At 63.1% G+C, this 22,869-nt stretch carries 21 protein-coding genes and 1 pseudogene; 8 read left to right on the top strand and 14 right to left on the bottom strand.

Annotated features, from left to right (window positions below; genetic code table 11):
* Position 1 precedes the first annotated feature (1 nt).
* From AOT87_RS22825 to AOT87_RS22835, 3 genes are read right to left on the bottom strand one after another with little or no spacing between them, the layout of a single operon-like run.
* Positions 2 to 847 (bottom strand): sugar phosphate isomerase/epimerase, encoded by an 846-nt coding sequence (locus AOT87_RS22825; RefSeq protein ID WP_030096477.1) that lies wholly within the window; start codon positions 845 to 847, stop codon positions 2 to 4.
* 16 nt (positions 848 to 863) lie between these two features.
* Complete coding sequence (locus tag AOT87_RS22830; protein WP_057967827.1) at positions 864 to 2,144, bottom strand: hypothetical protein; 1,281 nt, start codon at positions 2,142 to 2,144, stop codon at positions 864 to 866.
* 36 nt (positions 2,145 to 2,180) lie between these two features.
* The gene (locus AOT87_RS22835; RefSeq protein ID WP_044105077.1) at positions 2,181 to 3,128 is read right to left on the bottom strand and encodes a Ppx/GppA phosphatase family protein; all 948 of its coding nucleotides are present in this window, start codon (positions 3,126 to 3,128) and stop codon (positions 2,181 to 2,183) included.
* A gap of 34 nt (positions 3,129 to 3,162) precedes the next feature.
* On the opposite strand from AOT87_RS22835, the gene AOT87_RS22840 reads away from it, so the two are divergent.
* Positions 3,163 to 3,978 carry a hypothetical protein gene (locus AOT87_RS22840; protein WP_046254796.1) on the top strand — a complete coding sequence of 272 codons (816 nt, stop codon included), beginning with the start codon at positions 3,163 to 3,165 and terminating at the stop codon, positions 3,976 to 3,978.
* 4 nt (positions 3,979 to 3,982) lie between these two features.
* Here AOT87_RS22840 and mca read toward each other — a convergent pair whose 3' ends face one another.
* Genes mca through AOT87_RS22855 form a run of 3 tightly spaced genes read right to left on the bottom strand, consistent with a single transcriptional unit; the run spans position 3,983 to position 7,014 of the window.
* On the bottom strand, positions 3,983 to 4,843 hold the full coding sequence (gene mca / locus AOT87_RS22845; RefSeq protein WP_057967891.1) for a mycothiol conjugate amidase Mca: 861 nt from the start codon (positions 4,841 to 4,843) through the stop codon (positions 3,983 to 3,985).
* A gap of 55 nt (positions 4,844 to 4,898) precedes the next feature.
* Positions 4,899 to 5,444, bottom strand: coding sequence for an SRPBCC family protein (locus tag AOT87_RS22850; RefSeq protein WP_057964876.1), 546 nt, complete (start codon positions 5,442 to 5,444; stop codon positions 4,899 to 4,901).
* Positions 5,434 to 7,014: an NAD(P)/FAD-dependent oxidoreductase gene (locus AOT87_RS22855; protein WP_057967826.1), complete on the bottom strand. Its 1,581-nt coding sequence runs from the start codon at positions 7,012 to 7,014 to the stop codon at positions 5,434 to 5,436. The genes AOT87_RS22850 and AOT87_RS22855 overlap by 11 nt, the downstream gene beginning before the upstream one ends.
* 219 nt (positions 7,015 to 7,233) lie before the next feature.
* Between AOT87_RS22855 and AOT87_RS22860 the strand changes: the two genes are divergently transcribed.
* On the top strand, positions 7,234 to 8,010 hold the full coding sequence (locus AOT87_RS22860) for a class I SAM-dependent methyltransferase (protein WP_030096470.1): 777 nt from the start codon (positions 7,234 to 7,236) through the stop codon (positions 8,008 to 8,010).
* Positions 8,011 to 8,024: 14 nt separating this feature from the next.
* Here AOT87_RS22860 and AOT87_RS22865 read toward each other — a convergent pair whose 3' ends face one another.
* The 8 genes from AOT87_RS22865 to AOT87_RS22900 all read right to left on the bottom strand — a co-directional run bounded on the left by AOT87_RS22865 (position 8,025) and on the right by AOT87_RS22900 (position 17,090).
* On the bottom strand, positions 8,025 to 9,848 hold the full coding sequence (locus AOT87_RS22865) for an SDR family oxidoreductase (protein ID WP_057967825.1): 1,824 nt from the start codon (positions 9,846 to 9,848) through the stop codon (positions 8,025 to 8,027).
* A gap of 15 nt (positions 9,849 to 9,863) precedes the next feature.
* Positions 9,864 to 10,934 carry a PDR/VanB family oxidoreductase gene (locus AOT87_RS22870; RefSeq protein WP_057967824.1) on the bottom strand — a complete coding sequence of 357 codons (1,071 nt, stop codon included), beginning with the start codon at positions 10,932 to 10,934 and terminating at the stop codon, positions 9,864 to 9,866.
* Positions 10,935 to 10,987: 53 nt separating this feature from the next.
* Positions 10,988 to 11,872: a metal-dependent hydrolase gene (locus tag AOT87_RS22875; protein WP_057967823.1), complete on the bottom strand. Its 885-nt coding sequence runs from the start codon at positions 11,870 to 11,872 to the stop codon at positions 10,988 to 10,990.
* Positions 11,873 to 11,876: 4 nt separating this feature from the next.
* The gene (locus AOT87_RS22880; RefSeq protein WP_057967822.1) at positions 11,877 to 12,827 is read right to left on the bottom strand and encodes an SDR family NAD(P)-dependent oxidoreductase; all 951 of its coding nucleotides are present in this window, start codon (positions 12,825 to 12,827) and stop codon (positions 11,877 to 11,879) included.
* Between the two features lie 9 nt (positions 12,828 to 12,836).
* Positions 12,837 to 13,757 carry an SDR family NAD(P)-dependent oxidoreductase gene (locus tag AOT87_RS22885; protein WP_030096465.1) on the bottom strand — a complete coding sequence of 307 codons (921 nt, stop codon included), beginning with the start codon at positions 13,755 to 13,757 and terminating at the stop codon, positions 12,837 to 12,839.
* Positions 13,754 to 15,325 (bottom strand): NAD(P)/FAD-dependent oxidoreductase, encoded by a 1,572-nt coding sequence (locus AOT87_RS22890; RefSeq protein WP_057967821.1) that lies wholly within the window; start codon positions 15,323 to 15,325, stop codon positions 13,754 to 13,756. Before AOT87_RS22890 ends, AOT87_RS22885 begins: the two co-directional genes overlap by 4 nt.
* 29 nt (positions 15,326 to 15,354) lie before the next feature.
* Positions 15,355 to 16,209, bottom strand: a complete 855-nt coding sequence (locus tag AOT87_RS22895) for a metal-dependent hydrolase (protein WP_030096463.1) — start codon at positions 16,207 to 16,209, stop codon at positions 15,355 to 15,357.
* Between the two features lie 185 nt (positions 16,210 to 16,394).
* The gene (locus AOT87_RS22900) at positions 16,395 to 17,090 is read right to left on the bottom strand and encodes a TetR/AcrR family transcriptional regulator (RefSeq protein ID WP_057967820.1); all 696 of its coding nucleotides are present in this window, start codon (positions 17,088 to 17,090) and stop codon (positions 16,395 to 16,397) included.
* 53 nt (positions 17,091 to 17,143) lie between these two features.
* On the opposite strand from AOT87_RS22900, the pseudogene AOT87_RS22905 reads away from it, so the two are divergent.
* The 6 genes and pseudogenes from AOT87_RS22905 to AOT87_RS22930 form a co-directional block, all read left to right on the top strand.
* Positions 17,144 to 17,548, top strand: a pseudogene (locus AOT87_RS22905) (TetR/AcrR family transcriptional regulator); the annotation flags it as partial.
* A gap of 349 nt (positions 17,549 to 17,897) precedes the next feature.
* On the top strand, positions 17,898 to 18,860 hold the full coding sequence (locus AOT87_RS22910) for an ABC transporter permease (RefSeq protein ID WP_057967819.1): 963 nt from the start codon (positions 17,898 to 17,900) through the stop codon (positions 18,858 to 18,860).
* Positions 18,861 to 18,862: 2 nt separating this feature from the next.
* On the top strand, positions 18,863 to 19,741 hold the full coding sequence (locus AOT87_RS22915; protein WP_057967818.1) for an ABC transporter permease: 879 nt from the start codon (positions 18,863 to 18,865) through the stop codon (positions 19,739 to 19,741).
* A gap of 3 nt (positions 19,742 to 19,744) precedes the next feature.
* Entirely contained in the window at positions 19,745 to 20,833 is a 1,089-nt protein-coding gene (locus AOT87_RS22920) for an MlaD family protein (RefSeq protein ID WP_057967817.1), read from the top strand.
* On the top strand, positions 20,830 to 21,843 hold the full coding sequence (locus tag AOT87_RS22925) for an MCE family protein (RefSeq protein WP_057967816.1): 1,014 nt from the start codon (positions 20,830 to 20,832) through the stop codon (positions 21,841 to 21,843). The genes AOT87_RS22920 and AOT87_RS22925 overlap by 4 nt, the downstream gene beginning before the upstream one ends.
* 14 nt (positions 21,844 to 21,857) lie before the next feature.
* The gene (locus AOT87_RS22930) at positions 21,858 to 22,862 is read left to right on the top strand and encodes an MCE family protein (RefSeq protein ID WP_057967890.1); all 1,005 of its coding nucleotides are present in this window, start codon (positions 21,858 to 21,860) and stop codon (positions 22,860 to 22,862) included.
* Positions 22,863 to 22,869: the final 7 nt, after the last annotated feature.

Raw genomic sequence — 22,869 nt, forward strand, 5'->3', positions numbered from 1 at the left:
CCTATCGCACCAGATGCGTTCTGGCGAACTCCAGCGACTCCCTCAGAATCGCCTCGCGCTGGTCCTCGGTACGTGCGGCCGAGGTGTGCACCTCGAGCACCACCTGCCCGGTGAAGTCACCGGCCGCCAGCTCCCGGCACACCTGCGCAACTGGCTGAGTTCCCTTGCCGGGCACCAGATGTTCGTCGACAGAGGCGCCCGTGCCATCAGTGAGATGCAGATGCGTGAGCCCAGATCCCATCCGGCGCATCATGTCCACCGCATCGGTCCCGGCGGTTGCGGTGTGTGACAGGTCAAGCGTGTAGTGCGCGTGATTGGCATCGGTCGGATCGAACGACGGCGCAAAGGCGGATACTCCGATTCCGGGCCTGCCACCGCGGCGCTTCATACGCTCCACCGATGTCTGCCCGGCACCGAACAGACGGTCGGCCCGCAACGGGAACATGTTCTCCACCGCGACGTGCACATCGCTCGAGTCCTCCAGCGATGCAACCTGTTCGGCGAAGCCTTCGGCGTACCGGCGCTGCCACCGAAATGGCGGATGTACGACGACGGTCTGCGCACCCAGTTTTTCGGCGGCCCGAACGCTGCGTTCCAGCTTGGGAATCGGGTTGGCGCCCCAGACGCGCTGCGACACCAATAGGCACGGGGCATGCACGGATAACACCGGCATGTCGTACTTGCGGGAGAGTTTGGCGACGGCGCCGACGTCCTGACTCACCGCCTCGGCCCACACCATGAGCTCGACACCGTCGTACCCGAGCCGGGCCGCGTACTCGAAAGCTGCTTCGGTTTTGAGTGGATACACCGAGGCCGTTGACAGACCAACCTTGATCGCAGGGCGCACGGTTGGATAACGCTACCTAATCAACCGCTTGCAGCATGAGCACGAGGGGGCCGAACGCGATCAGGGCTCCCACCACGATCGCGATCAGGATGCTGGCCAGGTCGACCGTCTTGCGGATCACCCACAGCGAGGCGACCAGAATTGCGATGAACAACACGCCCAGGAGTAACGCGAAGCCCTGGTTCCAGCTCCACAGTTCCCGGAACACGAAGAACAGGCCCGCACCCGCGGCGGCCGCCAGCAGGTACTGCGCGGCAATCCAGCTGCCCTGCAGGTAGGTCTTGATCTTCTCCCGGCGGTCGGCTTTCGCCTCGGCCTTGGATTTGTCGGTGTCGATCGCGGCGAGCTGACTGACCTCGGGCTCGGACGGGTCACCGTGCGCGCCGACAAGCTCCTGAAGCTCGTGCTCCAGCTGATAGTCGTCTTCCTGATCCTCGAATTCGTCGTCCTCGACGTCCTGCTCGGCATCGTGCGACGTCCACTCGACGGCCCGGCCGTACTCGTCGTACTCGCCGTCGTCCTCGTACTCCGCCTCATACTCCGCGTGGTACACGGTCTCTGGTTCGGGCGAGTGTTCCGGCTCCGGTGTGACGGGCTCCGGTTCGGGTTGGGGCTGTGCGACGGCCGCGGGCTCGGGTTCGGGCTCAGGTTCCGGCTCGGGCGTGACTGGCTCGGGTGTGACGGACTCGGGCTCCGGGCGAGACACCGGCGGGACCGGAATCGCGGGAGCCGGTGGCGCTGCGGGTACGGCGGGCGCGACTACCGCCGGCGCCGGTGCCGGTTCGGACTTGGGCGGCTCGGCGGTAACCGGGGAGATGACGCCGGTCGCGTCGTTGAAGTCGATGGACTTGCGCGGTTCTCCCGGCCGGGCGACTGGTGTGGGGGTCGGCGGGAAGATGCTCCGAAGCGGTGATTCCATCGCGGAAGGCTGAGCGGGCGCCGGGGCCGGTGCGGCCGTGGTGCCGCGACGGGCGGCCTCATCGGCCATGCTGTCGCCGCCGAACAACGCATCTTCGTTGGAACGCAGGTAGGAACGCGCTCCCGCCTCAGCTGCCTTGGGGGACTCGGGCGGCGCCGCCGTTTCCGGAGCAGGCGACGGTGCCGGGTTGGGGCGCGCGCGACCACCCTTCTTGTCACGGATGACGGGGATCTCACCGGTCAACTCGGCCACCGGGATGGCGTCGGCGTTGCCGCGCATCCGGCGGCGATGGCCGCTGATCTTGCCGTCGGCGGCACCATTGCGCGCCAGCAGCTCGGCAACCGATACCGGCCGCTGCGTGTCGTCTGAGTCGGTCATGTCCTCTCCTACCGTCCGAGGCTAAGCGGGACGGGGTCAGTCAACGAGTGCAGTGCCATCGGCTTCGCTATCCAGCTTGCGCAGAATTAGCCCTTCGCGCAGAGCCCACGGGCAGATGTCGACCGCCTCTAACGACAGAGCACGCATGCTTGCCTCCGCGACGAGTGCTCCGGCGACGATCTGAGGCGCCCTGTCGACACTGACTCCCTCCAACTCCGCACGGTCTGCGGTAGTCATTCGCGAGATGAACGCGATCAACTGACGCAGTCCGCTTGCTGTAAGTGTCCTCTTAACTCGTGGTCCTGCGCCGGAAGGTGCAGCACCGGTGAGTCGCGCAAGCGACCGGAACGTTTTCGAGGACGCTACGGCCAGATCGGGCACCCCTGCTGCCGCCACCTGTTTGGCAGCGTCCACCAGTTCCGATTCCAGCCAGTCACGCAGCATAGCGACGCGGCGACGTCCCGGCGGATCTTCGGCCAACCACTCTCGCGTCAACCGTCCGGCCCCCAGCGGCAGAGACAACGCGATGTCTGGTTCTTCGTCGACACCGCAGGACAGTTCCAGCGAGCCACCGCCGATATCGAGGTTGATGATGCGCCCGGCGCTCCAGCCGTACCAGCGCCGCACGGCCAGGAAGGTCAGCCGCGACTCGTTGACACCGGAAAGAACGGCGAGATCCACGCCGGTTTCCTTCTTGACACGTGTCAGCACCTCATCGGAGTTGGTGGCGTCCCGAACGGCCGACGTGGCGAACGCCATGATCTCCGCGCAGCCGGAGCTGCGGGCAATCTTGGAGAACTCCTGGATGGTGTGCACCAGGCTGTCGGAGCCCTTCCGGGTGAGCTTGCCAGACTCATCGATGGCCTCCGCCAGACGCAGTGCCGCCTTGGTGGAGCTCATGGGTGTGGGGTGTCCACCCCGTCGGGCATCAACCACCAACAGGTGCACCGTGTTGCTGCCGACATCCAGCACGCCTAATCGCACGCAGCACACGTTAGTGGGTCTACCGTTTACATCTGTGACGACGCTGCCAAAACAGCCCTTTGGACGTGACGCCTCCCTCGATGGCCAGGAGGTGGAGCTCGACTTCGCCCGCGAGTGGGTGGAGTTCTACGACCCGGAGAATCCCGAGCATTTGATCAAGGCCGACATGACCTGGCTGCTATCACATTGGACCTGCGTGTTCGGCACTCCCGCCTGCCAGGGCACGGTTGCCGGACGACCCGACGATGGTTGCTGCTCGCACGGGGCGTTTCTGTCCGATGCCGACGATCGGGCGAAGCTGGACGACTCGGCGAAACAGCTCACCGATGAGGACTGGCAATTCCGCGAGAAGGGGCTGGGCCGCAAGGGCTACCTGGAGAAGGACGAGCTTGACGGGGAAAAGCAATGGCGCACACGCAAGTACAAGGGTGCGTGCATTTTCCTGAACCGCCCCGGCTTCGCAGGCGGCATCGGCTGTGCCCTGCATTCCAAGGCCATCAAGCTGGGTGTCGAGCCGCTGACGATGAAGCCCGAGGTGTGCTGGCAGCTGCCGATCAGGCGGACGCAGGCCTGGGTGGACCGGCCGGACGGTTCGCAGATCCTGAAGACGACGATTACCGAGTACGACCGTCGCGGCTGGGGTGAGGGTGGCGCAGACCTGCACTGGTACTGCACCGGAGACCCGGCCGCACATGTCGGCAAGAAGCAGGTATGGCAGTCGTACGCCCCGGAGCTGACCGAGCTGTTGGGCGAGAAGGCCTACGCGGAGCTGGCCGCGATGTGCAAGCGCCGCAGGGGGCTGGGACTGATCGCGGTGCACCCCGCAACCGTTGCCGCGGCACCCCACTAGTGCCTCAGAGGCCGGCGAAGAGGTCGGTCTCGGGAGCGCTCGTCGCCACGCGGGTGTGCGCGAGCTCGAATTTCTCCGTCGGCCATAGCTGTTGCCGCCAGGTCCAGGGCACCAGGAAGAACGGTCCGCTGGGATCGACTTGCGATGCGTGCGCCCTCAGCGCCTTATCGCGTACGGGGAAGTACTCGGCGCAGGAGACTTCGGTGGTGACCCGGCGCCCTCGCAACCGCCTGGTCACCGAGCTCACGCGCCGCACCCAATCGGGGACCGCGACATCACCCGCTCGGGGACCCTTGGGTGCTGCACCGGATCCACGGCGGCTGACAATCCGCTCCACTCGTCCCACAAACTTCACCATCGCCGGTGTCACCCGGACGATCTCGTGGAAGTAGTAGAGCTTGCGCACCTCCTCACACGCCTCATATGCGGCGACGGCGAGCTGGTGACAGCGAATGTGGTCGGGGTGCGGGTAGCCGCCACACTCGTTGTAGGTGATCATCACGTCCGGCCGGAAGCGCCTGATCACCTCGACAAGGCGAGGCACCGATTCGGCCAGTGGCACCCGGGCGAATCCGTCCCCGGGTAACAGACTGGGGTCGAGTTGCAGACCCGAGTCCATGAAGCCCAGCCAGTGATGTTCAACACCAAGGGTTTTTGCTGCGAGCGCCATTTCCTGACGACGCACATCCGGCAGGTTCTCGTGGTTGCCCGGCAGGTTCATCGCCGGGTTGAGAATGTCGCCGCGCTCGCCTCCGGTGGCCGTGACAACCAGCACCTCGTGCCCCTCGGCCGCGTACTTGGCCAGAGTGGCCGCGCCTCGGCTCGATTCGTCGTCGGGGTGGGCGTGCACCGCCATCAACCGCATGTTGTCAGTGGACCACAGTGTGTCTGCGGTGCACCTGCCCGGTCGGGGCCGCGGTTCAGCCGGTGCGTTGCGGGCCACGCACCGGCAGCTCGCGGGCGAGCCCGCCCAGGCCGAACCAGAAGATGGGCTTGAGGATCGCGGCAACCGGGCGAATCGCGATATGCGATCCCGGAATGTTCGTCAGGTACCTCGGCGCACAGGCCAGTGTCCAGTCGACGGTAGCCTTGCCGGGATCGGACTCGGGAAGCACCCGGTACTCCTCGCACCACGACCCGAACACCGGCAAGGTGGCATCCAGCGCCGTGTATCGCATGACGTGGGGGGCGTCGAAGTGAATGATCTGCTCGTGCTGGGCGAACACCATCCAGGAGTGGATGTACATCTGGAAGTCCCGCACGGTGCCGGCGGTCGGTGTGATGTCCTGCGGATACCGGCAGCCCCAGACGGACGGCAGCCACGACCACATCCGGTCGCCCGACACGACCCTCCATACGTCTTCGGGTGGCGCGTCGAAAGTGCGCCGGACCCGGGTCACGAACGGCGCGGTGGCGAAGAACTCCTCGACCCCATCGACCGGGATGGGGACTGCGTCAAACCGCATGTTCGATCTCCTTCACCGGGCTGTTAATCCGCCTGAATTCGTAAGCGCCCGAAGGAAATTGGACACTGCGGCGGTAGGACTGCAGGACCGTCCACGGACGCACATAGGGGGTGTCGCCCTGCGAGTTGATGAAATAGCTGTTGGACCCCGCGCAGTTCACCGTGAAGTACCGATTCAAGTTTGCGCCACTGCGGGCGATGTTCGCCTGGAAGTCGTCCAGCGCATCCTGGGTGACCTCGACCCAGGTGGCTCGTTTGGCGCGAGCGAGTTGGAGGACGGCCCCGATGTGGCGCATCGAGTTCTCCAGGATGTAGTGGAAGCTGGTGCCGGTCCAGGAGTACGGACCCACCAGCATGAACCGGTTCGGAAGACCCGGCACCGATGTACTTTGGTACGCCTGTAGCCCGTTTTCACGGTAGAACTCGGCGAGGTCGAATCCCTGGGTGCCCAATACGGTTCCCACCCGGTAGGTTTCGGGATCGGAGAACATCTCGTATCCGGTGGCCAGCACCAGAATGTCAACGGGGCGTTCGACACCCGCCTTGTCGACGATGCCCGTCGGGGTGATCCGGTCGATACCGTTCGATACCAGTGTCACGTTCGGCCGGTTGAAGGTCGGTAGGTAGTCCGCCCCCAGCGTGCCGCGGGTACACCCCGCCCCGAACCGCGGCCGCAGCTGATCGCGCACCTCGGGATCATTCACTTTGTGCCGGAGCCAGCCGCGATACGCCCAGAGCGCCACCTTGTCGAAGATCGCTGCCCCCACCCGGAACAACGGCTTGGGCGTGTAGATCAGAACGCGTAAGCCAAGTTCTATGCCCGCCAAGGCAATCCCGTTGACTGTATTGGCGAATCTGCGCCCCGCCAACAGCCGCTGCAGTGGGCGCGGCATCCGGAAGTCTGGTTTCGGGAAGTACCATTGCGGCGTCCGCTGGTACACATCGAGGTGCTCCACCTCGCCGGCAATGGCCGGCGCTATCTGCACGGTGGAACTTCCCACGCCCACAATTCCGACCCGCTTGCCGCGCATGTCCACATCGTGTTGCCATCGGGACGGCACCTGGATCGGACCCGCGAAGGTGTCCAGCCCTGGGATGTCCGGCGCCGTTCGCGGGTTGATGTAGGCGCCTATCGCGCTGATCAGGAACCGCGACGAGATGACCTCACCGTCGGCGGTATGCACCTGCCAAAGGTGGTTCTCTTCGTCGAACACCTCTCGTTCGACACACGTACCGAACCTCGCGTGGGCGCGCAATCCGTGCTCGGCGACCAAATCCTGTGCGTACTGCTGTATTTCGGCGCCGGTGGCGAAGAATCGTTGCCAATCCCCCTTCGGCGCGAAGGTGAACTGGTAGGCGACGGTCGGGATGTCGGCACCCACCCCGGGGTAGGTGTTGCGCAGCCACGTGCCTCCGAAGTCCTCGTCCCGGTCGATGATGACGAAGTCCTGGATACCCATCTCGAGCAACTTGATGGCCGCGCAGATGCCACCCAACCCGGCACCGATGATCGCGACTTCGTAGTCGGGCTCGTCATGCAGACCCAGGGTTGGATCCACGGTTCGTTTCACGGCACGTTCCTTCCATTACTTGCGGCGTACGCACGGCTCTTCCCCACCCGTCCCCCGCTCACATATTTAATAGACTGACATGCCATTCACTAAATAACAAGTCCCGCCGGTCGCATAGTGCTGCGCAAACTCGCACATCACAGGCCTATGCGTGACCCGAAGTATCCAGTACTATCCGTTTCACTAATTTTGAATCAACCGATGTGCACTGGAGGGACCGTGGGCAACCAGCCAGATCTGACGCTCGCCGAGACGTTCGTGGATCCCACCCGGATCACACACTCCCCCACGCGCGAGCACGGCTATCTCGACGTGCTCGGCCCCGAGGACGACGAGCCGGTGTCCCTGGCCAACCGGTTCATGCAGAGCCGGCTGCTGGCGGCGATCTACGAGCGCGCCTGGCGGCCGATGTTCACCCGTGGATTCAGTTATGGCGGCAAGAGCACCCTCAAGGCCCACACCGCATTGATGGGCGAGATCGCCGGGCGCGGCGATCTGAAGATCCTCGATGTCGCATGCGGTCCTGGTCTGTACACCCGCGAACTCGCCGCGCAGCTCGGCAACGACGGCGCGTGCATCGGCCTGGACCTGTCAGGCCCCATGCTGCGGCGGGCAGTGCGCGACAACTCGGCCGAACACATCGACTACATCCGGGGGAGCGCGCACGCACTTCCGTTCGCCGACGCGACATTTGACACCGTGGTGTGCCTCGCCGCGCTCTACCTCATCCCGAATCCCGAACAGGCCGTGCGAGAACTGTGCCGAGTCGCGGGACCCGGCGGCCAGATCGTGATCTTCACATCTCTGCGCACCCCGGCGGCATCGCTACCGGGTGTCACCGGAGCCATGCGCATCGGCGGCTTCCGCGCGTTCGGCCGCGAAGAAGTCACCGGCTGGCTACGTGCTCAGGGGTGGACCGATATCGACCAAACACTCACCGGCCAGGGACAATTCATCCGCGCCCGCCGCGAGGCCGCGCTGCGCATCGCGACCTGACGGCGGAGCGCTCTCTACTTCTTGTTGGGCACCAATTTGATGAGATCGGTCATACCCGCCTTGGATGCGAAGTAGCGGGTAAGACCCGGCGCCAGCCGGTTGTTGAGATACTGCAGCCGGGCCTCGGGTGTCACGGGCACGACCTGCTTGTTCTTACGTACCGCGTTCACGATCTGGCGCGCCACCTTGTCGGGGCCGTATCGACGCATCGCATAGGCCTTGTCACCGGCCTGTTGCATCCGCGCCTCTTCCTCAGCGTCCACACCCGAAATCTTGGTGTTGGCAACAATATTGGTGTGTACCACGCCGGGGCAGATGGTGGTGACACCGATGTTGTTGGCGGCGAGGTCGGCGCGCAGGCAGTCCGAGAACATGAACACGGCGGACTTGCTCGTCGAGTATGCGGTGAAGGCCTTCTGCGGGCTGTAGGCAGCCATGCTGGAAAGGTTGACGATGTGCCCACCGAGTCCACGTTCGGCCATCTTCGCGCCAAATGCCCGGCTGCCGTTCACCACTCCGAACAGGTTGATCTCGATAACACGGCGGAACTCTTCCGAGGGTGTGTCGAGGAAGCCGCCCGCGGCACCCACTCCGGCATTGTTCACCAGGACGTCGGGTACACCGTGCCGCTTGACCACCTCCTCCGCGTGCGCGTTGACAGCGTCCTCGTCCGCGACGTTGAGCCGGTAGGCGTGCGCCACACCGCCGGCCTCTTCGATGAGCGTGACGGTCTCGTTGGCACCGTCGAGGTTCACGTCCGAGAGCACCACCTCGGCACCCTGTCGGGCGAATTCGAGGGCGGTCTCTCTGCCGATACCGCTGCCCCCTCCGGTGATGACCACCAGCTGGTCTTCGAACGGCTTGCGGCTCTTACCCATTTCTGCCCTTCGTAATGCGCGGTCGGGCTCCTTGCCCGATACCGCGTCGATGAGTTCGACAGCCGCCGTGGCGAGCACATTCGGGTGCGAGAACGGCAGCCAATGGCCACCGTCGACCACTCGCCGCCATGTCCGCTGGTTCCATTTGAGCTCGTCGTCGTAGTTCGACTGGCGCACCGCGGGATCACGGGTGCCGACAATCACCTGGACGGGCACACCGGTGTGCCGGTCCTGCGGGTGCAGCATCGCCGGGAGCGCGTTGGCCCGGTAGACACGCAATGTCCTGGTGATATCGCTCATGAACGTCGGCCCGAGGTGAATTTGCTCGACAGGTGCACCTTCGGCGACGGACAGTCCAGCACGCCAACGGTTTTCGTTCATGGTGAGCTTGAGCAGAACATTGGGAATGACGGGGGTCATGGACCCGAACATGTACAGCAACGAGCCAATCTGCCCGAGGGCAAGCGCCACATTCTTCGGAGTGGGACTGCCGAGTCGCGAGCGCACCCACCGGCTCATGTGATGCGCAGAGGGTCCGGACACGGAGGTGAACGAGGAGAACCGGTGTTCCAGGTCGGGATTGCAGATGGCTTCCCACATCGCGACACTGCCCCAGTCGTGGCCCAGGACATGCACGGGCTTGTCGGGGCTCACCGCATCCGCGACCGCGACGTAGTCGCTGGCCATCTCGGCGAGCCGGAAGTCACGGAAGCTCTTGGGGTTGGTGCTCTTTCCCGCACCGCGATTGTCAATGGCAACCACCCGGAAGCGGTCCCTGAGCAGCGGCGTGACACCGTCCCAGAGATGATGCGAATCGGGCCATCCGTGCACCAGCAGTAGGGTTTCCCCATCCGGGTTGCCCTGAATGAAGTACGCGACGTCGATATCCCCGTTGCGCACCACGTGCTCGGTGACGACGTCGTTCGTCACTCCGTCGGCGCGCTCTGTCGTGAGAGTCATCCCATGTCTCCGTTCTTAGATGTCCAGTACCAGTCGCCCGCCGTCGGCACGAGACACACATAAGAGCATCTGGCCTTCGGCGCGCTGAGTTTCGGTCAAGAGGGTGTCGCGATGATCGGGGTTCCCCGCGAGCACCTTGACTTTGCAGGTGCCGCAGAAGCCCTGCCTGCACGAGTACGGCGTGCCGGGCCGGGCCGCGAGAACCGCATCCAGTGCACTGTTCTGCGGTCCGACATCCAGCACCGGGCCGCCCCCGCCCAGCTGCACCTGGAATGGCACCCCATTCTCGATCGGCGGAGCCGAGAATCGCTCGAAATGCAGTTCTGCGCCCGGGTACTCAGCGACCGCATCGCGAATCACCTTCAGCATGGGGCCGGGCCCGCAGCAATACACCGCCAGATCGGGATGCAATGGCGGCAGCAGATCGGCTGCCGTCGGCATCCCGTCCTCGTCGTCGGTACGGACGGTGATCCGCTCGCCGTACCGGGCCAGCTCATCGCGGAACGGTATGGACTCCTTACTGCGCCCGGCGTAGGTCATCGTCCAGGGGAGCCCACGCTCTGTGGCGACCGCCAGCATGGGCAGAATCGGTGTGATGCCGATCCCGCCGGCCACGAAATGGAACTGGCGGACCCCGGCGTTCAGGTGACCTGTAGTGGCCAGCGGGAAGGCGTTTCGCGGCCCTTTGACGCCGAGCACGTCTCCGACGCGCACCGCGTCGTGCAGCTCGATGGATCCCCCCTTGCCTTCGGGTATGCGCCTGACCGCTATCCGGTACCGGTACCGGTCGCGCGGGTCACCGCACAACGAGTACTGACGCACAGCCCCCGACGGCAAGGTGACATCCAGGTGTGCGCCCGGTCGCCATCTCGGCAGTTCTCCACCACCCGCGGCAGCCAGCGTGAAAGCCACCACGTCCTGATCGGCAGCGACTACCGAACGTTCCCGGACAACCAGATTCAGTGAGCGGTCCACCCATGTGGGTTGACGCACGGGCCCCAACAACGGGCTCAGCCGCAGCACGGCGGGCAGCGTCTTACCCAATGCGGCGACGGCGGGCGGCCCCACAACGTCAAGAACTTTCATGCCCCAGCCCAGAGGGTGGCGACCCGTAGGGGCCGCCACCGGGAGTGCCCGCGTCATGCCACGGCCGCGGCTTTGGCCGCCGGAGACTTCGCAAGATACGCGACCGCCTGTGCGGTGTCCCCGATCGATTCCGGGGTGAATCCGGGCCGCAGAAAGCTCCGGAAACCCTCCCCCAGAACACTCCATTTCAGCGTGGCGCCGCGCTTCATCGCCCGGTTCGTCTCGCGTAGCCAGCGCGCCAGGCTCACCTTCGGCAGGCCCGGATCGGCACGTGCGAGCAGCCAGCTGAGCAAGACGAGCCCGACGGGGATTGTCGCGCAGGAGCCAATGAAGTACGCCAGCATCCGGGGCCGTCCGACCCCAAGGTGCCGAGCAAGATCCCAAGCCACACTGCGGTGTTCGACTTCCTCCGCACCGTGCCAGCGGAACATGTCGGTGATCACCGGGTCCGCACCGTAACTCTCGAAGTCGAAGTTGAGTAGCCAGTCTCCCGCGGTGGCGGTGAGGTGCTCGATGCCCGCGATGATGGCGATGCCTTCCACCATCACGCGATAGCGCACCTTCGCCGGAAGCCGATCCAACTGCTGTTTGAAGGTGTCGAGCACACGGTCGGTCAGATCGTGCAGCGGCTGTGCATCGATACCGTGCTGCCCGAAGTACTGCAGCAGCGCTTTGTCGTGCGTGTCGGAGTGCAGTTGCTCCTGACCGATAAAGCCGATGACCTCTTCACGCAGCTTGTCGTCCTTGATATGCGGCAGCGCCCGGCCGAACACCTCGACAAAGAACAGCTCGCCGGCAGGCAACATGAAGTTGAGCGCCGACAGTGCGTGTGAAGCCACCGGCTCATCCGGGATCCATTGCAACGGGGAGTTCGAGAAGTCGAACGTGACGTTGCGGGCATGCAGCGCCACATCGCCGATGTCTGATGTGTCGTTCATCTGTCTACCTCCTTGCTGCCGTGGGCTTTCGAGCCTCCTCGACGCCACCTTGGCGCGGAAGCAGATTCAGATCATCCAACTTGCCCAGCGCCCAGGCTCCCCATCGCTCGGCTCGTTCGATCGAGAACGCCTGGGTGGTACGACGGTTGATTCCCGGCGCCACTCGGCCCAGGACGTACCCGAGCCATGCCTCGGTGCGCACCGGCACCACCGCAAGGTCGTACTTCACCGCGCGCAGAACGGCGCGCGCCACCAGGTCGGGGCTCATCGGGGAAAACGGCAGGCTGGCCGCGAACTCCTGCACCCGGAGCATGATTTCCTTACCCCGATCGACCATGGCTTGGTCCACGCCCACAGTTATTCCGTTGATCCCGATATTGGTGTTGATGAATCCTGGGCAAATTGCGCTAACACCAACACCTTTCGGACCAAGTTCCAGGCGAAGACATTCGGTGAGCATCTTCACCCCGGCCTTGGACACCGAGTACGGAGCCATCACCGGCGTCGGCGTGAAGGCCGCTGCCGAGGCGATGTTGACGATATGGCCGCTGCCGCGTTCAACCATCTGCTCACCGAAGACCCGGCACCCATGCACCACTCCCATGAGATTCACCGAGAGCAACCGGTCCCAGTCGGCCGGACTGAGTTTCAGAAATGCCCCGCCCAAGGCGATTCCAGCGTTGTTCACCAGCACGTCGGCTACGCCATGGTCGGCGAGTACGTCCCGCGCGAAGGTCTCCCACTGAACCGGATCGGTAACGTCCAATTGCACCGCCGATGCCGTGTTGCCGTCGGCGCGGATCATGGCCGTGGTGGCTTGAGCAGAGTCAAGATCCATATCGGAAACGATCACGTGGGCACCGTGTTTGGCGAATCGAATGGCGGTGGCCCGGCCGATGCCGCTGCCTGCACCGGTCACCACCACCAGCTGGGGCTCAAGTTTGTTGAGTTTCACCTTGGTCTCCTACCGCACGCTCTCGACAAGAATCGGAGCCTGACGCTCAGTGTGTTTGGCCGCCGCACGCTCACCCAGACGCTCGAATCTGTCGATACCGAACGGAGCCATCAGTCGCCTGTTCAGGGCCGGGAACGCCCGCGACAGGAAGTACCCCAACCACGATTCGAGCTTCACCGGAACCACCACGAGATCCAGACGGACCGCACGGGTAACGGCCCGCGCGACGAGGTTGGGGCTCATCGGCGTCCACGGCAGCTTCTCCGTGACGTCGCGCATTCTCTGCATGCTGCGCTGGCTTGCGTCAACGATTTCCTGGTCGACGCCCACCATGGTGCCGTGCAGACCGATATTGGTGTTGATGAATCCGGGGCACACCGCGCTCACGCCAACACCCTTGGGCCCCAATTCAAGCCGCAGGCATTCGGTGAGCATCTTCACCCCTGCCTTGGACACCGAATATGGTGCCATCACCGCGGTCGGCGTGTACGACGCCGCCGAGGCAATGTTGACGATGTGGCCTCCCCCACGCGCGACCATCTGCTCACCGAAGACCCGGCATCCGTGCACCACCCCCATCAGATTCACGGACAACTGCTTATCCCAGTCCGCGGCGCTCAGCTTCAGGAATGGGCCGCTGACCACAATTCCGGCGTTGTTCACCAGCACGTCCGCCACGCCATGTTCGATGGACACGTAGCGGGCAACATCCTCCCAGTGGGCGGGGTCGGTGACATCGAGCTGCACAGCCGATGCGTTGCGCCCCTCCGCGTGGATCAGATCCACTGTCTCATTGGCGGTGTCCAGATCCAGATCGGTAACCACCACGTAAGCACCGCGTTTGGCGAATCGGATGGCGGTCGCTCGCCCAATACCGCTCCCCGCACCGGTCACCACCACCAACCGGGGTTCCAGCGGATTGTTTCTCATGCACTCTCGCCGACGGTCGATGCCACGATCTCGGGAACCACAGAGCCCGTTGAATAGCGATATACGTCGAGGTTGTAATGCCGGTTTTGCCAGTACATCTCGCCGTGCGTCGTCGGCCGGAATGGCGAGTCACCATTCTGATCCAGGTAGTACGTATTCGAACCGGCGCACACATCGGTGAACAGGAAATTCTTCTCCTGCCGCTTCAGGCACTTCTGGAAGTACTCGTCGTGGGCCTCCTGCCGGATCTCACAGACGGTGGCTCCGCGGCGCTTGGTCTCGGCGATGGCCCGCGCCAAGTGCGCCGATGTCGCCTCGATCATCCACAGGTAGGACCCCAGGACAAATCCATACGGCCCGGTGATGGAGAACATATTGGGGTACCCGGGCACTGAAACCCCTTGGTAGGACTGGAAACGGTGCTTGTCCCAGAAGTCGCCGAGATTCCGTCCGTGGCGCCCGAGGACGGGAAATGGTGGCACAGAACCCTTGTCCCACAGCTTGAATCCCGTCGCGCAGATCAGCACGTCGACGTCGTGCTCAACCCCGTCCACCGTACGCACTCCGGTGGGCGTCACGCATTCGATCGATTCGGTGATCAAACTGACGTCATTCCGGTTGAACGTCTTGAGGTACTCATTGGACATCGACGGGCGCTTGCAACCCAACCCGTACTGGGGGATCAACTTCTCCCTGATGACGGGATCATGGACCTGCTCGCGCATCCAGCGGCGCATCGGCGCCTCGCCGGCACGGCGAACCGCGTTGATCAGCCAGGCCGGACCGGCCACCTGACCGCTCATCGCAAGCTCGATGCCGACGGTCGCCACCGATCGGATGGCAGAACGAATCCGCCTGTTTCCCAGCACCCTCCGCCCAAGAGAGCCGATTTCGAGATCGAACTTCGGCCCCACCCAGATTGGTGTGCGCTGGAAGACCGTGAGATGGCTGGTGTGGTCGACGATGGCCGGAACCAACTGCAGGGAGGTCGCCCCGGTCCCTATCACCGCGACACGCTTACCCTCAAGCGCCACATCGTGATCCCACAGGGCGGTATGCAAGAGCGTCCCGGCGAAGTCATCGACTCCCGGGATGTCGGGCATCTTCGGGCGTTCCAGGCCACCGACCGCCATCACGCAGTATCTGGCGGTAATTTCCTTTCCGCCGTCAGTAGTCAATCGCCACAAGCTGTTTCGCTCATCAAACTCCGCGCGGATGATGCTTGTCCCTAATCGCAGCTTCTCGCGCAGTCCGTACTTGTCCACCATAAAATCGGCGTAGTGCTGTAACTCGTCCCCCGGCGCGAACAGACGCGACCAATCGCCACGTTGTTCATAGGAGAAGCTGTACACCACTGACGGGATGTCAACCGCGACCCCGGGATAGGTGTTCGCATGCCAGGTGCCACCCACCTGGTCCCATTTGTCGATGACGACGAAATCGTGGATACCTTTGCGTTGCAACGCAATGCCGGTTCCGATTCCACCGAATCCGGCCCCGATCACCGCTACCTCGTGATCGGGTTGTGTCAGTTCGGCCGTCGTTGAATGCCGTGCGGCAGTGCTCACCGTTCGCGTCTCCTTTGACGTGTCGCGGGCTACTTGAGATGGTCGACGAGAATGCCCTTGGTGCCGAAAAGCTCTTTCTGCCAACGATCCAGCAGTTCATCGGTGTTGATGTCGTCGGGATGAAAGCCCGGTCGCAGATACTTGCGGACGTCTCCCAGAATTCCCTTGAACAAGGGCCCGCCGAAAAGTCCCCGCGCTTCTTTCAGCAGTCGGAGCGGTTGACGCCGCGCGACCGGATCGGACAGCAGCGATCCCGCCAGGATGCCGAGCGTCAGCGGCGGGACGATGGTCATCGCGGCCAGCGTGAGCCCGATCCTCATCGTCTCGGTACCGCCAACCGCGCGATACACATCGAACGCCACCGACTTGTGTTCCAGTTCCTCCAAAGCGTGCCAGTTCAGCAGATGCCAGACCTCGGGATCACCCGGAATGGCCTGTACCTCATCACTGCCCAGCAGCCGCTCGGCCAGGATCGCGGTCATGTGTTCGGCCATGGCCGTGAACGCCAGATGCGCGTGGGCGGGGAGCATGTTCTCAAACCTGATCAACCGGTCAACCTGCTTCTGCGAATCCCACCACGCGATGGGATAGCCCATTTCGACCAGCTTCTCGTTGACCCGGCGATGCTCCTGCCCGTGCACCGACTCCTGCCCGATAAATCCCGCGACACGCTTCTTGAGCACTGGATCGGTGATCTGGTCAGAGAACTTGCGCACCGAACGGATGAATCCCTCTTCCCCGGGCGGGAAGCCCCCGGAAAGTCCCGCGACGAAGTGGCTGTACACGATGTCGTCTTCCACGAAGTACTTGTGGGCATTGCCGTCATCGCCGAACCGAAATCTGATCCGCCGAGTCTTGGGGTACGCCGCAGCTGGGCTCACCATGTCATCACTCCCTTGTGACGGTAAGTTACTAGTACTCAAAGTACTACCTGGAGTACACCATAAGACGGCGGCGGCATGGGACGCAATACACCGCGGCAGATGAAATAGGCGCGACACAGCGCCGGGCCGATCAGCGATAGACCCAGCGCGAGAAGACAAGAAGCGCCCTGGAACAGCGCTGAAAGCTATTCGGCAGGTACGAGGACGGGTTCGTCCGGATTCAGCTCGACGCCACGGGCCTTGGCCGACGCCGCGAGCCCACCCCACACGTAAACCACCAGCTCGTCGACGAGGGTCTCCTTGCTGATGACCGGCTCATCGAACCAGCGCAGTACGGCAATACCCGTGGAGGCCAGCATCGCGTCGATCACGTATTCGATGTGGTCGGCGTTGCCGCCGCGCGAGCTGAAGACCGACCCCACCAGCTGGGCAATGGCATCGGACAACGGGCGCCCGCTCTCGATGAGCGATGTCGCATTCGCATACTGAACGCTCAGCAGAAAGCGCACGAGGTTGGGCCGCTCATCGACGAGGTCGACATAGCCGGCCAGCCCTGAGCGGAAAAGTTCGAGCAGACTGACGGACAGGTCGATGTTCGAGACCAAACGCTCGACAACCAACTCCTGGACGCGCATCGCCACCGCGGCGAAGAGGGCTTCCTTGTCGGTGAAGAAGCGATACAGCTTGGGCCGGGATATCCCCGCAGATTTCAGGACGTCGTCGATCGAGAGGTCGGGACCGAGCTCGTCGATCGCGTTCAGGGTGGCCTCTACCAATTCCGCGCGAACCTTCGCACGGTGCTCGCGCCACCGGTCGACGCGCGCATCACCGGTCAGCTCAGGAAGGCCGCGATCGGGATACACCTGCGTTGACACGACCACATCGTAGACCGAATAGCTGGGCGTCCGAGGCGCATAGCACCACGTAGGAGGACAATGACACTAGCGACCTGTCGGGCAACGCGGGCGACTTTGAACAGCATCTGCGCACGGTGTTCACCCGCCTGTTCGACATGCTGGACAACAGCCCAGAGATCTTGCAGGTCATCCTGCGTGAGGGCTTGCTCGACTCGGCGATGACCAAACGCATGTTCGGCATCCTCGACCTCATCGAGTCCGTCAACATCACCATCATCGAGCAGGCCCGCGCCGACGGCACCATCACCTCGGCCATCGACGCCACCTTTCTGGCGCATGCCATCACCGGGATGTCGATGGCAGCCACCCTCAAGGCGGTCCGAGGCGAGCTCGCGGGAGATGCGCGCCAGGCATACATCGACTCGTTTATCGAGCTGGTGCGGTCGATCACCACCGTTCCCCCCGCACTCGCAAATTCTTGACAATTCGCGTCCCAAGATCTGGAACCTCCGCTAGCCTCTGCCCTAGCCAATAAACTGACCACTGAACCAGTGAATTGCTAGAGGACCGGGTCGGGGGACCTCCGACAGCCTCGTCATGACAGCGTTCCGACCGGGACGCATGGCATACCCACATGCGTGGGCACACGCTGCAACGTGTCAAACGCGGCAACCCCGCGCTTGACACGGACCATGACCTACACCACACTAAGCCACCGACTGTGATGTGGGGTACTAGATACCCACTGTTACACAGTTGTCCATTAAGCGGGCTGTTCGTCCAGGTCGGGCCCGAAATGAGAAGCCAGAGGAGCCACTGTTGAACTCAGCCGTGAGTCAAGTAGTGGCCGAGACGCGCGCAGAGACCGCTCCGGTGGACTGGTTCGAAGACTCCGATGGTGAATCCGACAGCAAATCGAGCGTGGACAGCGGGCCCGGTTCTCCCCCCGGCGGAGCATTCCAGCTACTCGATCGGGCGCCCGGAATCGTCCGGCGCCCCGCTGAATATGTGATCTCTCAGACCGATTCGATGCTGAAAACGCTCGGACGTTATGTCGATCTGGTGGCGCAATCTTTCGCGTTTCTTGTCAGCGACATCGTCCGGCTGCGCCATCCGTGGCAGGACACCGTGATCCAGTCCTGGTTCATCCTGACAGTCACGGTTGTTCCGGCGATCCTGGTGTCCATCCCGTTCGGTGTAATCGTCGCCGTTCAGGCGGGCAGCATCATCTCGCAGGTCGGCGCCTCGTCTATCTCTGGCGCGGCCGGCGGCCTGGGCGTGATCCAGCAGGGCGCACCCATCGTCGCCGCCCTCCTCCTGGGTGGCGCGGCGGGGTCGGCCGTCGCCACCGATCTCGGTGCCAGAAGCATCCGGGAAGAGGTTGACGCCATGCGGGTCATGGGTGTCAATCCCGTCCAGCGCCTGGTCACCCCGCGACTGGCGGCGATTCTCTTCGTGTCACCGCTGTTGTGCATCTTCATCATTTTCGTGGGCATCTTCGCTGGCTACCTGGTCAACGTGGGTTTTCAGGGCGGCACGCCCGGCAGCTACCTGTCTTCGTTCGCCGCGTTCGCCAACGTCAACGACGTCACCGTCGCGGTTCTCAAGACCTGGCTGTTCGGTGTCGTGGTCATCCTCGTGGCCTGCCAGCGCGGCCTGGAAGCCAAGGGCGGCGCACGAGGTGTCGCCGATGCCGTCAACGCCACCGTGGTGATCGGCGTGGTCACCGTCATGGTGCTCAACACCGTGATCACCCAGATCGTCGCGATGTTCATGCCATCGAAGGTGGGCTGAGAATGGCGACATCCCGTCCGGGCCGATACTTCCCCGACGAACTGCCCGCAGCCGCCAGGTCGATCTGGAACTTCACCAAGGGAGCAGGCGGCTCCGCCGAACATCTCGGCCACCAGATCACGTTCGTCGGTCTGGTGCTGGCCGCCATACCGCAGACCCTCAAACGCTACCGGCGACAAACCGGTGTCCTGCTCGTCGATATGACCTGGGGCAACGGCTCGATCATCGTCGGCGGCGGGGTCATCGGCGTCCTGGTGTTCATGGGCATCGCGGTGGGCGCATCTGTTGGGATCGTTGGCTTTTCGACCCTGGACATGGTGGGCATGGGATCTCTCACCGGATTCATCTCGGCCTACGTGAACACCCGGGAGATGGCACCGATGATCGCCGCCATCGGATTCGCCGCACAGGCAGGATGCCGGATGACCGCCGAGATCGGGGCCATGCGTATTTCCGAGGAGATCGACGCGCTGGAAGCTCAGGGCATCAGGTCCATTCCGTTCGTGGTCACCACCCGCGTGATCGCGGGCGTCATCATCATCGTCCCGCTGTATGTATTGACCCTGCTGCTGGCCTACGGCTCCTGTGCCTTCATGGTGTTCTTCGTCCACAACCAGTCACAGGGCGTGTACAAGCATTACTTCGACTCATTCGTCCATCCGATAGACGTGCTTTATTCGGTGATCAAGGCCGTGGTGTTCGTCGTCATCATCATCGCGATCCAGTGCTATCAGGGCTATTACGCCGGCGGTGGTCCCGAGGGCGTTGGGATGGCCTCGGGTCGCGCCATCCGGGCCTCGCTGGTCGCGATCGTCCTTTTCGACATGCTCCTCACGTTGCTCTTCTGGGGCAACAATCCTGGAATTCAGATATCGGGGTAATGGGTGGCCATCTATAAAGATCCGAGCGGACGGGCCGCAGGCCCCGGGGCGCTCAAGTTACGCGGGCTTGCCCTGGCACTGGTGGTTGCCGCGGGTAGCTACTCGCTGTATCAGTCCGGAATCGGCAGCTACGGGCAACCATTCGAGCTCACGCTCATCACCAACACCATCGGCGAGGGCATGGGCCCCGGCGGCGAGGTGAAGTACCGCGGTTACAACATCGGGCAGGTCAAGTCACTGCAGACCACCGGATACAACAAACAACGGATGACCGTGATCCTCGACGGCCGACAGGCCAAGGCGCTCACGTCAGATACCAAGGCGCAGTTCACTTCATCGAACATCTTCGGCACTGCCGCCGTCGAACTCGTCAGCAGCGGCGTCGGCGAACCGCTGAAACCCGGGGGCGTGCTCGAGATCAGCAGCGATGTCCAGGCCGCGTCCATCACCGGATTCCTCCGGATGGGTCAGCGGCTGGGCGCGATCCTGGACACCCGCGAATTCAATGCGATCATCGCGACGTTCGAGCGCCACGCCGATCTGACCGGCCCTGTGGTGAAGTCGTTCTGGGACTTGTTCGCGATGATCGCGGATACCCAGAAGGTGCCCTTCTCCAAAACACTGGATGTGATGGCCTCATTGATCGACGGGACCAACGACTTCGTCCCCGTGATCGGATCTACCAATAAATTGCTGGACAGCCTCAACTTCATGGTGGGTCCGGGCAATACCGAGCGCGCGACGGCCGCACTCGACTCCTTGTCGGATCTGCTGAAAGTGGCAGGCGACGGACTGCACACGAACAACGACTGGCTCGTTCCGCTGATTCGATCGATCATGGATCTCGCTGTCCCCTATACCTATTTCCTGGGGAGCCTGGCCCCGGCGTACGACCGGCTCAACGGTCTGTTCGATCGCACCACTGCCGCATTCCCTGTCGACAACGGCAAGGTTCGCCTGAACGTGCAGCTGATCATGGACACCGCCCCCGGGCTCGGCGCGGCATTGCCGATGGTGCCTGAGGGGCAGGCTTCCAACGCGGCCGCCCCTGTTGGCCCTGCCCCCGGACCGTCGGCTGGAGGGCAACGATGAAACGGATTGCGCTTCTCATGACGGGCCTCACCGCGATTCTCGCGGTGGCAGTGGTGCTGACTCTGATCATCGTGAATGCCCTGCGCACCCCGGTAAACGGTCCGGTCCGCCGCTTCGACGCGCTGTTCACCGATGCCTCCGGGCTCATCATCGGCAACGATGTGCGCATCTCCGGCGTACAGGTCGGCAAGGTCGAAAAGATTCATCTGGACGGCAAGAACGCCCGGGTCACGTTCAACGTGCTGACGGATCACCCGCTCTACCAGAACACCACGGTGGCAATCCGGTACCAGTCCCTGGTCGGTCAGCGGTACGTCGAGATCGCGCAAGCGCCGACACCGAGCGCACCGCTGGCGGCAGGAGCCACCATACCGCTCGGCCAGACCATTCCCTCCTTCGATATTGCCAAGCTGTTCAATGGTTTTCGCCCCATATTCGAAACACTTGACCCCGCCCAGTTCAATCGGCTGACCGAGAACATCCTGCAGCTCATCCAGGGCGACCAGCGGGGCATTGGGCCGATCCTGCGGGATATCGATGCCGTGCTAAAGCTTTCGGTCGATCGTCAGGCCGCTCTACAGGCCATCATCACGAATCTGGGTGATGTCTCCAAGGAACTGGGCGGCACCTCAGATCAACTGTTCTATTTGATCAACGACCTCAACGATGTGCTGACACCGTTCGAGAAGCAGGCCGACGAGTTCAACAGAGCAGGCGCGGACGCGCTGCCGGTGCTGCGCAGATCGGTCAGCATGCTGCGGTACATCGAGAACACGGTGGATGGCGCACAGTTGCCCCTGTACGACGTGGCCAGCCGCACCACGCCGGGGACACCGACCATCATGGCCGGGCTATCGCTGATACCAGACTTGGTACAGGGCATGCGTGACGCCTTGATCGAGGAGAAAACAGCGCCCCCCACCGCATTCGAGTGCAAGAACGGGATCGTCAAAATGCCCGGTATCGGTGAAGTGTCCTTCGCCAACCAGGATCTGGTGGTGTGTAAGTGAGCTTCTTCAAGAAGATCTTCGCTCGAAACAATCCGATCCTCGACGAGCACGAGGCAGCCAAGCGTAATCGCCGCAACGGGCTGATCGGGGTCCTGGTCATCGCCTCGGTACTGGCCGCAACAGGCGTCGCTTTCGTCAACACCAGCGGCATGAAGACCTATGCGCTGCATCTGCGAGCTTCCGGAGGGCTGCGTGCCGGCGACGACGTGCGCATCGCCGGGATTTCCGTGGGCAAGGTATCGACCGTCAGTATCGATAAATCACTGGTAAAGGCCGTCTTTACGGTGGATCACTCGGTCCCGGTCGGATCCGAGTCCCGTGCCGACATTCGGATGCTCACTCCACTGGGCGGGCACTATCTGGCCCTCTACCCGGAAGGCAGCACGCCGCTGGGCAACACACCCATTCCGCCCGAGCGCACCAGTGTCCCCTTCGAGATCAACGAGTTGTTCCAGAAGTTCACACCCGTGGTGAAGAAGGTGGACGCCAAGGTCATCCACGACAGCCTGATGGAAGTGGCGAACGCAGTCGACAAGTACCCCAATGGTTTACGCGACTTCTTTCAGTCATCGCAAGCGCTCATCAAAGCACTTGAGCCCACCACCGAGGACTTTCACGCCACGCTGAACTACGCCAATGAATATCTGCGTGCCTTCAAGACAGGCAAGGAACAACTCGCCACGATCGTCACCATGCTGTCCAAACTCGGTGCCAAATACAGCAAGTCGACGACTGACCTGATCGAGGTGTTCGTCCTGGTGAGGGACCTCTTTCGACTCTTCAATCGGTTCTTCACGGCGTACGCGCGCGATTACGAGCCCATGCTCAACGGCCTCGATGACATCGTCGACACCCTCACCAAATACCCCGAGAAGCTCGGCAAGGCCGCCGAACAATGGGGCCAACTCGTGGGGATTGTCCTGCCCATGCTCAGCGGCAACGGCATCACCATCAACGAGAACGACCGGGTGATCCCCGGGCAAGACGTCTGCCTACCGCACTTCTTCAGGTTCTGTTGAGGCCCTT

Source organism: Mycobacteroides sp. H003, from assembly GCF_001440135.1.
Classification (GTDB): Bacteria; Actinomycetota; Actinomycetes; order Mycobacteriales; family Mycobacteriaceae; genus Mycobacterium; species Mycobacterium gwanakae.